11 protein-coding genes are annotated in these 12,307 nt (G+C 50.4%); 7 read left to right on the plus strand and 4 right to left on the minus strand.

Annotation, left to right across the window (positions count from 1 at the left end; genetic code table 11):
* Window positions 1-35: 35 nt before the first annotated feature.
* The gene (locus tag C8J48_RS01965; protein WP_245891038.1) at window positions 36-950 is read right to left on the minus strand and encodes a 1,4-dihydroxy-2-naphthoate polyprenyltransferase; all 915 of its coding nucleotides are present in this window, start codon (window positions 948-950) and stop codon (window positions 36-38) included.
* 140 nt (window positions 951-1,090) lie between these two features.
* On the opposite strand from C8J48_RS01965, the gene C8J48_RS18510 reads away from it, so the two are divergent.
* The 5 genes from C8J48_RS18510 to menB all read left to right on the plus strand — a co-directional run bounded on the left by C8J48_RS18510 (window position 1,091) and on the right by menB (window position 6,436).
* Window positions 1,091-1,312, plus strand: a complete 222-nt coding sequence (locus tag C8J48_RS18510; protein WP_146160434.1) for a hypothetical protein — start codon at window positions 1,091-1,093, stop codon at window positions 1,310-1,312.
* 309 nt (window positions 1,313-1,621) lie between these two features.
* Entirely contained in the window at window positions 1,622-3,034 is a 1,413-nt protein-coding gene (locus C8J48_RS01970) for an isochorismate synthase (protein ID WP_107724701.1), read from the plus strand.
* The gene (gene menD / locus C8J48_RS01975) at window positions 3,031-4,794 is read left to right on the plus strand and encodes a 2-succinyl-5-enolpyruvyl-6-hydroxy-3-cyclohexene-1-carboxylic-acid synthase (protein ID WP_107724702.1); all 1,764 of its coding nucleotides are present in this window, start codon (window positions 3,031-3,033) and stop codon (window positions 4,792-4,794) included. The genes C8J48_RS01970 and menD overlap by 4 nt, the downstream gene beginning before the upstream one ends.
* On the plus strand, window positions 4,785-5,603 hold the full coding sequence (gene menH, locus C8J48_RS01980; RefSeq protein ID WP_107724703.1) for a 2-succinyl-6-hydroxy-2,4-cyclohexadiene-1-carboxylate synthase: 819 nt from the start codon (window positions 4,785-4,787) through the stop codon (window positions 5,601-5,603). The genes menD and menH overlap by 10 nt, the downstream gene beginning before the upstream one ends.
* Window positions 5,597-6,436: a 1,4-dihydroxy-2-naphthoyl-CoA synthase gene (menB, locus tag C8J48_RS01985; protein ID WP_211316577.1), complete on the plus strand. Its 840-nt coding sequence runs from the start codon at window positions 5,597-5,599 to the stop codon at window positions 6,434-6,436. The genes menH and menB overlap by 7 nt, the downstream gene beginning before the upstream one ends.
* Window positions 6,437-6,655: 219 nt before the next feature.
* Here the strand turns inward: menB and C8J48_RS01990 are convergent, their stop codons facing one another.
* From C8J48_RS01990 to C8J48_RS02000, 3 genes are read right to left on the minus strand one after another with little or no spacing between them, the layout of a single operon-like run.
* Complete coding sequence (locus C8J48_RS01990) at window positions 6,656-8,254, minus strand: ABC transporter permease (RefSeq protein ID WP_107724705.1); 1,599 nt, start codon at window positions 8,252-8,254, stop codon at window positions 6,656-6,658.
* Entirely contained in the window at window positions 8,251-9,141 is an 891-nt protein-coding gene (locus C8J48_RS01995; RefSeq protein ID WP_107724706.1) for an ABC transporter ATP-binding protein, read from the minus strand. The genes C8J48_RS01990 and C8J48_RS01995 overlap by 4 nt, the downstream gene beginning before the upstream one ends.
* A gap of 11 nt (window positions 9,142-9,152) precedes the next feature.
* Window positions 9,153-9,773, minus strand: a complete 621-nt coding sequence (locus tag C8J48_RS02000) for a TetR/AcrR family transcriptional regulator (protein ID WP_107724707.1) — start codon at window positions 9,771-9,773, stop codon at window positions 9,153-9,155.
* 265 nt (window positions 9,774-10,038) lie between these two features.
* On the opposite strand from C8J48_RS02000, the gene C8J48_RS02005 reads away from it, so the two are divergent.
* Window positions 10,039-10,959, plus strand: coding sequence for an ArsR/SmtB family transcription factor (locus C8J48_RS02005; RefSeq protein ID WP_107724708.1), 921 nt, complete (start codon window positions 10,039-10,041; stop codon window positions 10,957-10,959).
* A 97-nt stretch (window positions 10,960-11,056) separates the two neighbouring features.
* Window positions 11,057-12,256 carry a family 1 glycosylhydrolase gene (locus tag C8J48_RS02010; protein ID WP_107724709.1) on the plus strand — a complete coding sequence of 400 codons (1,200 nt, stop codon included), beginning with the start codon at window positions 11,057-11,059 and terminating at the stop codon, window positions 12,254-12,256.
* Window positions 12,257-12,307: the final 51 nt, after the last annotated feature.

Consider the following 12,307-nt stretch of genomic DNA (forward strand, 5'->3'; position numbering starts at 1 on the left):
TGACTTGGCAGGCAGTTTAGTGGTAAAGCCAGTTATCAGGATAGTGTATAACCCAAAAACAGTCCCAAAGCCAACAAAAAGCCAAAAATGGTGTTTAGTTGAGCGGTAGCTTTCATGGCGGACACCATTTCCGTATTTTTGCTCTTCCCGTGAAAAGCCTTGGAAGCTTGAAACGCTTTCGGCAAGCTAAGAAAGACCAGCAAGAGCCATACAGGGGCAATGCCTACCACCATCAACAGCAACACCCATAGATAAGCGGAGATAAACATGCCCGTCAAAAAGCGGACGGCTCCATCATGTCCCAGCAGAATAGCCAAGGTGCGGCGGCCGCTTCGTTGATCGCCTTCCCGGTCACGAATATTGTTGGCCATTAGGATGGCTCCTACCAATATAGCCGTAGGAACGGAGGTGAGCAGGCTGGGAAAGGTGAGCGTCCCCGTCTGGATAAAGAAGGCGATCTGTATCAGGATGACACCCATAAAAAGTCCGGACACCAGCTCTCCAAAGGGCGTATAGGCGATTGGCCAGGGACCGCCGGTATAGAGATAACCGACGGCGATACAAATGCTCCCGACTGTGGCCAGCCACCATGAGCTTTCCATACAAATGTAGACACCCAGCAAGACGGCAACGGCGCAAAAGCTGACGGCGAGGACCATCACAGTCTTGGGGGCGATGCCGTATCGCACAATAGCTCCACCGATACCCACAGATTCCGCTGTATCCAATCCTCGTTTGTAATCGTAATACTCATTAAACATATTGGTAGCCGCCTGAATTAAAATGGAGGCGATCAGCATTGCGGTAAACAGGGGAAGGTGAATCCCCGTATGAGGAATGGCCAACGCGGTTCCGATCAAGACGGGGACAAAGGAAGCCGTCAATGTGTGGGGCCGCAGCAGTTGCCACCATACCTTCCATCCGGTTTGTGCCGGTTGTGTTTGCTCCAACTCTTCTCTCCCCTTTTTTCGTTCGCTCAAATGCTTTTATTATACCGTGCAGATGGTCGGACTTCCAGTGAGGGCGGTTACCGGAAGACAGATTCTCCGAATGATGGAAGGGATTTTTGAAAGCGGAGTGCCTTTGCTGTGTGGGTCAGCGGAAGATGCCGAGGGTGGAAAAAGCGGCGCTTTGCAGCACAAGCCTTGCTTGGTCACTTCGTACCCAAGTCTCGCACTGCAATCGGATTGAGCGACAGCGAATTTTGTCCGCTTCCGTCTCGGTGCTGAAGCGGACAATTCCTTCCTTTTTTGCAAGCAGCAAGAGCACGCTGGCTCAAATACTGGCTAATCCAACAATCCTGATCATCTGATAAGGGATGACGTTGCTGTGGGAAGGACAGGGGAGCCTGTGCCATCAGTAGAAATGAACGGATGAATTCTGTATACTAAACGTGAGTGAAACACGAGCATGGATGTAGAAAACGAAAGAATCGCCGCCCAGGATAGACAGATGTAGGGCCGCGTCTCATTACAAAGATGCCTCAACAGGGGTGCCAGATCTGACGGACACATTGAGAGTTACCTCTTCAGTGACTTGCTTTGTCAGCAGCCTCACGCCTCGACAGGGGCGCTTTTCTGCGTATGGGACAACCGTGCTCGGAGAAAGTGGGGGAATCGTTGTGTCAACGATCAATCAATTGGAGCACTGCTCAGGAGTAGAACGGGCCGCAGCTTTGGCACGTCAGCAGCGGCAAGCTGTGCTTATCAGCCGCACCCTCCGCATCGATGCGGTTGATCCCTTGGATTTCTTTGCGGCTGGAACCGACTCATATGGGGGAGAGCGTGGAGTACTGGCTGATCCGGGAGAAATGCTTACTTTGGTAGGAGTGGGCGTCTGTGACCGCATTGACGTACAAACTTCCTCCCGTAGCCGTTTTACAACGGTGGAAAAAGAGTGGAATCGTCGCCTGGAGCGATTAGTGACGGAAGGACCGTTTATAAAGGGAGCAGGACCCCTATTGATGGGAGGATTTGCTTTTGACCCGGAACAGCCGGGGAGTAACACCTGGAAAACGCACCTTTCGGCCTCTTTTGTTCTTCCGAAATACCTGCTTACCGTCCGTAAGGATGGATGCTGGCTAACCGCTAACCGCTGGATTGCACCGGATGAAAATGAAACAGAAATCGCCCGCATATGGGAACAGGAGCAGGCGGAACTGTTGCAGCGAGCCAGCCAATCACTACGGGACAAGGGACCGGCTACATGGGAAGTGGAAGAAGTAGCCCCCCAACGTTGGAAGGAAACGGTACGCCAATCCGCCGCCGATATTCGTGCCGGCATCCTACGCAAAGTGGTATTGGCACGGGAACTCCGGTTGAAGGCTGCCCACCCGTTTGTACCGGAGGCGGTGTTATCTCAACTACGCCGGGAACAGACGAATAATTATTTATTTGCGATGGAACGGGGAAACAGCTGTTTTGTCGGGGCGACCCCGGAGCGGTTGGTAAAGCGTGATGGTGATCAACTCCTTTCCGCTTGCATGGCCAGTACGATTCGGCGAAGTGAAGACCCAGACGAAGATCGGCAATTAAAAGAGCAGTTGATGCAGGATGCGAAAAACCGGGAGGAGCACGCGGCGGTAGTCAGTATGATCCGCGCAGTGTTCCAACGAGAGTGCGAGTCTGTTGAAATTCCGGATGCTCCTACGTTGTATACGGTACGAAATATGCATCATCTTTTCACTCCTGTGACCGGATATACCCGCTCGGATACAACGCTGCTGTCGATGGTGGGTCACCTCCATCCCACACCGGCGATGGGCGGATTTCCGCAAGCGGATGCGACTGCCATGATCCGGGAGCGGGAAGGAATGGATCGCGGTTGGTTTGCGGGGCCGGTAGGATGGATCGATCGCAACGGAGACGGCGAGTTTGTGGTGGCCATCCGCTCCGGTGTGTTGCGAGATAAGTGCGCTTTTCTCTTCGCCGGTTGTGGGATTGTAGGCGATTCCGATCCGGAGAGTGAATATGAGGAGACGAAGATTAAGTTTCAACCGATGTTGTCGGCATTGAAGGGAGCCGGTGAAGAATGAGCGCAGCGCGGACACTGGCCGCTTATGTCGGCGCATTTGTGGATGAGCTGGCCAAAAACGGGCTCTCTCATGCAGTCATAAGTCCCGGTTCTCGGTCCACGCCGTTGGCGTTGGCGCTGGAAGCCCATCCGAAGTTGCGGGTTTGGATGCATGTAGATGAACGTTCCGCCGGCTTTTTCGCATTGGGTTTGGCCAAGGCGACAGGAAAGCCGGCTGCTTTGCTGTGTACGTCGGGAACAGCGGCGGCCAACTATTTTCCCGCTGTTGTGGAGGCGAAGCTGGCGCGTGTGCCGCTGGTGGTTCTAACCGCCGATCGCCCCCATGAGCTACGGGATGTGGGGGCGCCCCAAGCGATCGATCAATTGGGCCTCTATGGCACACATGTCAAATGGTTTAGCGAGATGGCGATTCCTGAAGCGAGTGAGCAGCTGTTGCGATATGTGCGTACCGCCGCCGGACGTGCGATTGCCACCGCTAGCGGCGGGCCGATGGGACCGATTCATCTCAATTTTCCTTTTCGTGAGCCGTTGTTGTTGGACCTTTCCTCCCCTGATTGGTACCGGCAAGGAGAGCGTGCCGATGCATATGTTCGAGTGATGGAAGGAAACCGGGGGATTGGAAAAAGAGAAGTGGAGCGCTTAGCGGCTGCTTGTAATGGAAAAAGGGGGCTGATTGTGTGCGGGCCTCAAGATGATTCGGACTTGCCTACCGCTATCGCTGAATTGGCGGACGTCACCGGTTTTCCCGTATTGGCCGACCCCTTATCCGGACTGCGCCGTCCTGGACAGGGAGAAAAGATTTTGGACAGCTATGATGCCTTTTTGCGGACATCGGAAGCAAAAACAGCTCTGGTGCCGGAGGTGGTGCTCCGTTTTGGCGCCATGCCTGTCTCCAAAACGTTGACCCAGTATTTATCAACGTATTCTGATGTTTTACAAGTGGTGGTGGATCCTTATGGAGGCTGGCGTGATCCTGTGTTGACGGCGGCGGAGATGGTTTATGCTGATCCGGTTACACTGGCTCAAGCGCTGACGGCTACGGTGAGGGCAAGAGCATCCAAGGAGTGGGGGCACACATGGCAGCGGTTGGATGAGATGGCGCGAGCGGCGATGGTGCGGGAAGCGGAGCGGCAGGAGTTATCCGAGGGCCGGGTGATCTCGGAGTTAGTCGATCTCCTGCCGGAACACAGCCTTTTGTTTGTCGGCAACAGTATGCCGGTACGGGATTTAGATAGCTTTTTGATTCGTCCGCAAAAGCTGATCCGTACTATGGCCAATCGGGGCGCCAACGGGATTGACGGGGTGATCTCCACTGCTCTGGGCGCATCGTTTTCCTTTGAGCGGACGGCGCTGGTGATCGGCGATCTCTCCTTTTATCATGATCTCAACGGTTTGTTGGCAGCGAAACTGCATCAGTTGAATCTCACCATTATCGTGGTCAATAACGACGGTGGCGGCATTTTTTCATTTTTACCCCAGGCTGAAGGGTCGTCTTCCGCTTCCTTTGAACGGCTGTTTGGCACGCCTCTCGGCTTAGATTATGAACCGGCGGTGCGGATGTACGGCGGTCGATTTACACGAGTGAAGAGTTGGAACGATTTCCGTGAGGCTGTGGGAGGGTCACTGGAAGATGGCGGCTTGCATGTGGTGGAAGTTCCGACGGTTCGGTCGGTGAATGTAGCGATGCACCGGGAACGGTGGAACCATGTGTCGGTGGATGTAGAGCAATATCTGCAAAAGGAGGCACCGACATGGAAGTGACGGTGGATGGCTTAAAGTACCATGTGCAGGTGAAGGGATCAGGGCCGACTTTGTTGCTCTTACACGGGTTTACCGGCTCCATCCATACATGGGATCCTTGGATCACTGACTGGGCTACCCGTTTTCAAGTGGTGCGAGTGGATTTACCCGGTCATGGTAAAACCGCTACACCAAAAGATCCTAGCCGTATTGAGATGGTACAGGTGTGCCGCGATCTCGCCGGAATCTTGGATCGCATTGGGGTGGAACGGGCCAGTGTCTTAGGCTATTCTCTTGGTGGACGAACCGCCCTCTCCTTCGCCCTCACCTATCCTGAGCGGGTACGGGCGCTGGTGTTGGAGAGCGCTTCCCCGGGATTGGAGCAAGCGGAGGAGAGGCAGGAGCGGGTAGTTCGGGATGAAGCGTTGGCCCGGCGAATTGAGGCGGAGGGAGTGGTGGCGTTTGTACGTCGTTGGGAAGAGATTCCCCTTTTCGCCAGCCAAAAGCGGCTGCCTGTCGCCGTTCGGGAGCAAATCCGAGGCGAGCGCTTAAACCAGACTGCGGCGGGTTTAGCTGCCAGCCTACGCGGAATGGGAACTGGTGCACAACCCTCCTGGTGGGGAAAATTGGAGTCGCTTACCCGGCCGGTTCTGTTGATAACAGGGGAAGAGGATGAAAAGTTTTGCCGGATTGCAAAACGGATAAAGACAAAGCTTCCCGGTGCTCGCTTGCAGATGGTGGATGGAGCGGGGCATGCGGTCCATGTCGAACAACCCCGCCGTTTTGGTACAATAGTAGCGGATTTTATTTTAGACTTTCAGGGATGTTGAAGGAGGATGAAACAGTGGCTGTCGAATGGAAAAGTTTGCGCCAATACGAAGATATCAAATATGAGTACTACAATGGTATTGCTAAAATCACGATTAATCGACCCGAGGTGCGCAATGCCTTTCGTCCACAAACGGTGACGGAGATGATTGACGCTTTTGCCCGTGCCCGGGACAACGCCGACATCGGGGTAATCATTTTGGCTGGAGAAGGTGATAAAGCCTTCTGTTCCGGTGGAGACCAAAAGGTGCGGGGCCATGGTGGATATGTGGGTGATGATGAGATCCCGCGCCTCAATGTGCTGGATTTACAGCGGCTGATCCGCATGATTCCCAAACCGGTGATTGCGATGGTGTCGGGCTACGCCATCGGTGGTGGCCATGTACTCCATGTGGTGTGTGATTTAACCATCGCCGCCGATAACGCCATCTTCGGCCAGACCGGTCCCAAGGTGGGCAGCTTTGACGCCGGTTACGGTGCCGGTTATTTGGCCCGAATCGTCGGTCATAAAAAAGCGCGGGAGATCTGGTATCTGTGCCGGCAGTACAATGCCCAGGAAGCATTGGATATGGGGCTGGTCAATACCGTGGTTCCCCTGGAGCGGCTGGAGGAAGAGACGATCCAGTGGTGTGAAGAAATTCTGGAGAAATCCCCTACGGCACTGCGCTTTCTTAAAGCCTCCTTTAACGCCGACACCGACGGCCTAGCCGGTTTACAACAATTTGGCGGTGATGCTACCCTGCTCTATTACACCACCGATGAAGCCAAAGAAGGACGCGACGCCTTTAAAGAGAAACGGAAACCGGACTTCGGCAAGTTCCCACGCTTTCCGTAAACCGATATGGAAAACCCGGCTCCTCAATTGGGGAGACGGGTTTTTGCAATTTCGCTCGTAGTAAATATCAAAGACGCTTGTTCTGATTTGGTAAAGCTTACCAACTTAAACGACGTTTTCAGTTATTTGAACAGTCTCACCTCGAAGTGACTTCCTGGGCCATTTACTCACATCTGCAAGGGTCGATGCCTAAACAGATCCGAAAACATCAAGCCGGATTCATTGTATATCACGCTTCTGATAGCCGCTGAAACCGATCGCTGTGCATCCGACAGCAATCATGAGCAGTGTGATCATCGCCATCCAGTCCATTTCCTCAACTGGCAATTGTGGTACATGACCGAAGGGTGTGAGTTTAGCCATCCAATCAGGGAATTGTAGCAATCCGCCTAAATAAACGACGACAAATGAATATAACAAATAGATCCACGTTAAACCTGTCAATTTCGGTGCCACACCGATTAATAAAACCGTGATGCTCATCATGACGAGTATCGCTGGTACGTAAACCATACCCGCTTCATAAAAGGTGCGCAAAGACATCTCTTTTTCGATCATAGACGTGCCAACAACACCGAGCCCAATCGCGGCGAGTGACATCATGGTAAGTGCAACGATACAAGCAAGTAGTGTCGCACTGCTCAGTAAACGTGTACGAGAAATCGGGCGACTAAAAAAATGGTCAATACGGCCTTTTTTCTCTTCCCCTTTTATTTTTAAGACAGCTGTGATGACAGGAATGGTACCGATTATCGCCAACACTGACATAATCATCGTCACAAACGTCGTCGTTAATGATGAGCCGTTTGTCGCCTCCATCATTTGCGCAATCATCTCATTTTGTTCAAAAAACGATTCAATATCCCCGAGAACCGAACCGTATGAGGCGCCTAATAAACATAATCCAAGTGCCCACGATACGAGCGCCGTTCGTTGTAAACGAGCGAATAGCCCGACGGGGCCTTGTAAAAACACGGATGCGTGCATGCGCCCTTTTTTATGCGACAATAACCCCGCACCCATGTCACGTTTTTGATGTAAATAAAACGCAAGGATGACAGAGACAACGCCGATGCCAGCTAATATAAAAAGCGGCCACCATTCATTGTGGACGTACACTTTCGTTAATGTGGCTAATCCGAGTGGTGACACGGTCGTTAACCTTTCATCCCCTAAGTCACCTGCGGCACGAAGCACATAAGATATACCCAGTAAAGCGAAGGATAAGCCGATTGTACCACGCACATTATCCGACAATTGTGCAAACAAAGCGGTGACAGCTGCGAAGAAAATCCCAACGACACCAAGTGCAGCTCCGTATAAAAGTGATCCTTCTAAATCGAGACTATCGATGCGAAGTGCGTACAACCCGCAACCGATGATGAGTGCTAACAACAGATTCAACCCACCATTGACGACCATGGTTGCCGCTAAACTCGTTTGTCGTCCGATCGGCAGTGCAAGCAACATTTCCATCGTACCATTTTCTTCATCGGAGCGCGTATGACGAGCGACGAGCAAAATATTCATCACTGCAACGGCGAGTGCTGTAAACAGCAACATTTGATGGGCCATCATCGCGCCAATCGTGTAATCAGTAAGGCCGTATCCTTTGCCGACTATTGCGGTCATCGCCGGATTTTTCATCGTTTCAGCGATTCCTTGGCGCGCCGCATCCGTCGCATATAAATCTGTAAAAGAGCTTGCGACTAAAAATGTGAATGCAGCGAGTGCCATTATCCAAATGATGATACGAAGACGGTCACGTTTTAAGATGAAACGCGACATCCTCCCTATTTGGGCGTATGATTCTTTCATCGTTGCTCACTTCCTTCATAATGACGCATGAACAAATCTTCTAGCGTCGGTTGAGCACTTTCGAGTGAGGTGACACCGAAGGAACTGACGTATTGAATGACGGATGCGAGATGTTCGGTATCGACTTGAAACGTGACGATATCCCCCTCTTTGACGACTTCGTGCACACCTGGTTGTTGTTCTAACTGAATAGGTGGCTTCACTGTCGTCATGCGTAAGTTGGTTCTGGTTAAATGTCGCATTTCTTGCAAGGTACCCGATTCAATGATTTCACCGTGACGAATAATGCCGATGCGGTCACAAAGTCGCTCAACTTCGGACAAAATATGACTGGACAGCAATACGCTCTTTTCACGTGATTTCGCATCGAGGATACATTCTTGAAAAATGCGTTCCATTAACGGATCGAGACCAGACGTCGGTTCGTCCAATATATACAAATCCGCTTCGGAAGCAAACGCAGAGATAAGCGCAACTTTTTGTCGGTTCCCTTTTGAATACGTGCGGCATTTTTTTGATACGTCTAAAGCGAATTGGTCAATGAGGAAACGTTCTCTTTTTTTGCTATACTGCTTTTTCATGGAGGCGAATAAGTCGAGCACTTCGCCACCCGATAAGTTTAGCCACAGATTTACATCCCCTGGCACATACGCCAATCGTTCATGAATCGCAACCGCATCCCGCCACACGTCGTGACCAAAAATGGTCGCCGTGCCAGAAGTCGCTTTTAACATGCCGAGTAAGATGCGAATCGTTGTCGATTTTCCAGCACCGTTTGGACCGATGAACCCGTACACTTCGCCTTCCTCTACTTGTATGTTCACACCGTTCAATACCGTTTGCTTGCCAAATTTTTTCACTATTTCATTTGTCTGTACAACAGCCATCGCAACTCCCCCTATGCGTAAAAGCTTGTTTTTAAAACCGCCAAATACTCATCAAACTCATCCCAATAGGGGCTAAAATCAATCTTTGTGATCGATTGGGCTTGAAAAGTTTGCATGAGTTGTTGTTGATACCCTTCTATCGCCCATTTCATTAGTTGTAACGCTTTTTCGACATCGACATCCGCGCGGAATCGTGTCAGATCGATGTTATCGTACATTTTGCTTTGTGCTAGCTGTTGTAACGAGAGCATCCGATCGTGTAAATCTTTTTTTAACAACGTCATTTCATTTAAAGAGACATTTCCTAAAAAGGTAAACAGGTGTGGATATTCGTTGTAACAAGCAAGTTTTTTCTTTGCGGTATCCTGCAGGCGATCGATAAAGTCACGATTATCCATATCGATTTTTTGCACGTATTGTTCATCGACAGTTGTTATTGCATAATCCACTAAATAGTCATACAGTGTTTGTTTATTTTTGAAGTAATAAAAGAGCATCCCTTTTCCAATATTGGCTTGTTTCACAATCGTGTTCGTCGATGCTTCATCAAATCCTTTTTCCGCAAATTCTTGCAATGCAGCGTTCAAAATTCGTTGCCGTTTTTCTTCTTCTAGACTTTCGAAGGTTTTCAACTTCCCACATCCTTTTTCTTCCTAGACCATACTGGTCGAGTCGAATATATCATGAATAGACCAGAGTGGTCAACGGAAGAGCGTGGAGAGGTGATGCCCATTTACGCTTTCTCGTCAAGCTTATTCACATAACAATATCTTCTGTTTTTTGTGATGTATTTTAGGACTTGACGGCAGTCTGTTTTACATGCTAGCTTTAATACAAATAATATTGATTAAATTCATTTTTGGTTAAACAATTGATTTTGATGTTGGGAGACGAGCGATGGTTCGAGAACTAAAGTTGGAGCTCGAAGAGATGGAAGCGATTGCAAAAGCGCTTTCCAACAAAGTGCGAATCGATATCTTTCGCGCACTGCAAAAGCAACCGATGAATGTCAACGAAATCAGTCAACGCTTTAACATGCCTGCCTCCTCGGCGACTGTCAATATCCGTAAGTTGGAAGAAGCCGGTCTGATTCGTACCGAACTGTTACCAGGTAGCCGCGGATCGCAAAAGGTATGTTCTGCCATTTATGACCGTATTGTCATCGATATGGAAGGGGGGCAAAAGGAGGAGGATAATTCCGTTTCCATCAGTATGCCGATTGGCAACTTTGTCGACTGTGAAGTAAGTCCCACATGTGGGCTGCTCTCTGAGGACGGCATTATCGGGTTGTTGGATGATCCTGCTTCCTTTTATGAACCGGAACGGACTCAAGCCCAGCTTCTCTGGTTCCGCAAGGGGTATGTCGAATACCGTTTTCCCAATAAAACACCGTCAGATTCCGTTGTGCAGTCGCTGGAACTGACGATGGAAGTCTGTTCAGAGGCCCCGTTGCATCAAGAGCAATGGCCTTCGGATCTCTCTCTGTGGGTAAATGGAGTGGAAGTGGGAACGTGGTTGAGCCCTGGTGATTTTGGCGGGGAGCGGGGGATGTTAACGCCGGAATGGTGGGATACGGACAGCACACAGTTCGGTTTGTTAAAAAAATGGCGAATCAATGGCAAGGGGAGCTATATCGACGGTGAGCCCCTTTCGCCTATAACGATAAATGAGTTAAACCTTTATGAAAAATCGTATTTGACGGTTCGTTTAGGGGTGAAAGACGAAGCGGACAATATCGGTGGAATCAACCTATTTGGGCGACGCTTCGGCAATTATGAGCTGGATCTGCTGCTACGAATCCATTACCAGCGGAAATAAGCTCCCCCTTTTTTTGAGCAAAGTTTTAATATAGTTCGATATAATTTATGTTTTATTGAATATTTAACAGAGTTGCATCGACAGCGGGGTGAAGCGAATGGAGAAGTTTCAATGGGGAGTCGGGATTGAAGATACGTTCGTTCCTCAGAGCGAACCGGGCCGCCGCCGATTGGACGAGTACGAGTTGACCCAACATGACGGACAGTGGCGAAATGATTTGGCGTTGTGTCAGGAGTTAGGAGTCGATTTTATTCGCTATGGAATCCCTTGGTACAAGGTTCATCCACAGCCGGATAGGTTTCGATGGGAATGGGTGGATGAGGTGATGGCATGGATGCAGACAAAAGGATTGAAGCCAATCATCGACCTGGTTCATTATGGCACTCCCCTGTGGATGAAGGATGCGTTTCTTCATCGTGATTACCCGAAATATGTAAGCGCTTACGTAGGGGCTTTCGCTCAGCGTTACGGCGATTTTGTCCAGATGTACACACCTTTAAATGAGCCGTTTATCCATGCGGAGTTTTGTGGTCGAACAGGCCGTTGGCCTCCCTATGATACCGGGGATGACGGTTTTATACGGCTGATGAAGCAGTTGGCCCGCGGGGCGGTGGAAACGGTCCGTACGTTGAAAGCGATACAGCCGAACAGCGTCATGGTCCATGTAGAAGCAACCGGGTTGCTGGTGACAAAGGATCACTCTATGCAGCCATGGATTGAGCATCAGCAGGCACTTCGCTTTCTCTACTTCGATTGGATCACCGGTCGAGTTGATTCCTCCCATCCACTCTATGAGTGGTTGCGTGTAAACGGCGTGTCGGAAGCGGATTTTGACTGGTTTGTCACACATGCGATCGAAGTGGATGTGATGGGGCTTAACTATTACCCCGACCTTTCGGTTCAAGAAGTGTCTCTACAGGGAGAGAAGGTTTTTACCGATGGATGGGGTGGAACATGGGCGTTGGAGCAGCTGTTGCAAAGCTATTATCAGCGTTATCAAAGGCCGATCATGCTGACGGAGACCAGTACCAATGGCTCTGCGGCCCAGCGTCTTCATTGGTTGGAACAATCGACGAAATCGATCAGGGAGATGCGGAAGTCGATCCCCATCATCGGTTATACGTGGTGGCCCTTGTTTGATTTGATTAATTGGGATTACCGGGAAAGCAGCGATCCCGTGGAAAAGTTTGTGGAACCGATGGGATTGTGGAGCTTGGAAAAACGGGGGCAGGTGTTTCAGCGAACTTCGACACCGGCAGCGGAAGCATACCACAGATTGATTCAATCGCTGGGTTAGCCACAATTTCTCCCCTACCAGTGGGAGTTATTCAGTAGCATAGCCAACTCT

This window comes from Desmospora activa DSM 45169, from assembly GCF_003046315.1.
Classification (GTDB): Bacteria; Bacillota; Bacilli; order Thermoactinomycetales; family DSM-45169; genus Desmospora; species Desmospora activa.

Bases quoted from the DNA above. Each gene is read 5' to 3' on its own strand.
- menD (WP_107724702.1), top strand. From the start codon at position 3,031: ATGAGCGCAGCGCGGACACTGGCCGCTTATGTCGGCGCATTTGTGGAT.
- menH (WP_107724703.1), top strand. From the start codon at position 4,785: ATGGAAGTGACGGTGGATGGCTTAAAGTACCATGTGCAGGTGAAGGGA.
- menB (WP_211316577.1), top strand. From the start codon at position 5,597: ATGTTGAAGGAGGATGAAACAGTGGCTGTCGAATGGAAAAGTTTGCGC.
- C8J48_RS01990 (WP_107724705.1), bottom strand. From the start codon at position 8,254: ATGAAAGAATCATACGCCCAAATAGGGAGGATGTCGCGTTTCATCTTA.
- C8J48_RS01995 (WP_107724706.1), bottom strand. From the start codon at position 9,141: ATGGCTGTTGTACAGACAAATGAAATAGTGAAAAAATTTGGCAAGCAA.
- C8J48_RS02005 (WP_107724708.1), top strand. From the start codon at position 10,039: ATGGTTCGAGAACTAAAGTTGGAGCTCGAAGAGATGGAAGCGATTGCA.
- C8J48_RS02010 (WP_107724709.1), top strand. From the start codon at position 11,057: ATGGAGAAGTTTCAATGGGGAGTCGGGATTGAAGATACGTTCGTTCCT.